2 protein-coding genes are annotated in these 1,312 nt (G+C 45.0%); both read left to right on the top strand.

Features of this window, described 5'->3' with window-relative positions; all coding sequences use genetic code 11:
- The first annotated feature begins 18 nt into the window (after window positions 1-18).
- On the top strand, window positions 19-366 hold the full coding sequence (gene maoP / locus A3738_RS28620) for a DUF413 domain-containing protein (protein ID WP_068482169.1): 348 nt from the start codon (window positions 19-21) through the stop codon (window positions 364-366).
- Between the two features lie 108 nt (window positions 367-474).
- Window positions 475-1,312: energy transducer TonB (locus A3738_RS28615; RefSeq protein ID WP_068764023.1), on the top strand; the 838-nt coding region annotated here is incomplete at its 3' end.

The following is a 1,312-nucleotide window of genomic DNA, read 5'->3' as shown; positions in this document are numbered from 1 at the left end:
AATATAAGGGAGTAAGCGATGCTAGATAAAAGCTTGGTATCGGGTAAGGCATTTCGTGACGACAAGAATTTTCCACATGGATTTAGTCGCAGTGGGAATTTTTCTCGTAATGAGTCAGAACTACTAACACGAGGAGGCTGCTGCGCAAACAGTCTTATTGCCGGAGAAATAGAGCCAAAGGGAAAGGCTCAAAAACAGCTGATTGCAGTGTGCCGCGGTGAACGCGACGCCGAGACTGAATTTGAAAAAGTCTGGATGAAGTACGCTGATTTTATTGGTCGTAAACGCTGCGTGTTTAGCTTTGCATCAAGTGGAAATTTAGCATCATCTGAAGGCAGAGTTTACGCTAAAGACTTATTGAGTTAAGTCAGCCTGAGATACAGACCAAAGTATGGTGCTTTGGGTCAACGTCTTGCGTTCGTAATTGGTGTTTTTGTATAGTTCGCCGCTCAAAATTCATTTGCTTGAGCGGTTATGTTGCAAAACTACATCAATTATCGGAAGCCAAAAATCGTTTGGAATAATCCGAATGCGGGATTTCTGACGGCGTTTGCCGCAGCGGTAATTGTTCATCTGTTGGTAGCGATCGTTTTCTATTCGTATGCGCTAGGGCCTAAGGCGTATATCGTCGATAATTCAACGTACCGGGTTGCCTTGTCTCAACGCATTTTAGAACCCACTCCTGAGTCTATTATTGAACCCTTGTCGGCCAGTCAAGAATCGCCAAAACAGGAAGATCTTACCCCTAAATCGAAACCCGATCCTGTGGTGAAGCCTGTCGAGAAACCGGTTGTCGAACCCGAACCTCAAAAGTCAACGGAAGCCATTTTAGAAAGCGAGCCTTCTAAATCATCACCGGTTGAGACTATTCAAACAGTTGCTCCATCCAAGAAGAAAATTGCGAAGCAATCCGAAGCGAGCATCAGTGATCATTCGGATAAGGGTGAACCTGCTAATAAAGTTGCCGAAAGCAAAGCAAAAGAGCAGCCTCAACAAGATCAAAAAGAGCAGAAGGCTCCGGTCAAGAAAATTGAAGAGCCTAAAGAGCAATTTAGATCGCCAGCTTATGTGCTAGGTAGCCCTTCAAATCCCAGACCAGTTTATCCTAGCTTAGCGCGCAGGCGTGGTTGGGAAGGGGATGTATTATTAGGAGTGCATGTTGATGTTACGGGCTCGGTGACTTACGTAGAGATTCTAGAATCGAGTAATGTATCGGCTTTAGATTTTGCCGCTTATTCAACTATTTACGAAAGCTGGAGCTTCTCTCCTGCTGATGCGGCTGAAGCTTCGTTGAGAGGCTATGTTACTGTAC

It is taken from the genome of Oleiphilus sp. HI0066 (genome assembly GCF_001635725.1).
This window is presented reverse-complemented; position numbering and strand designations above follow the sequence as displayed.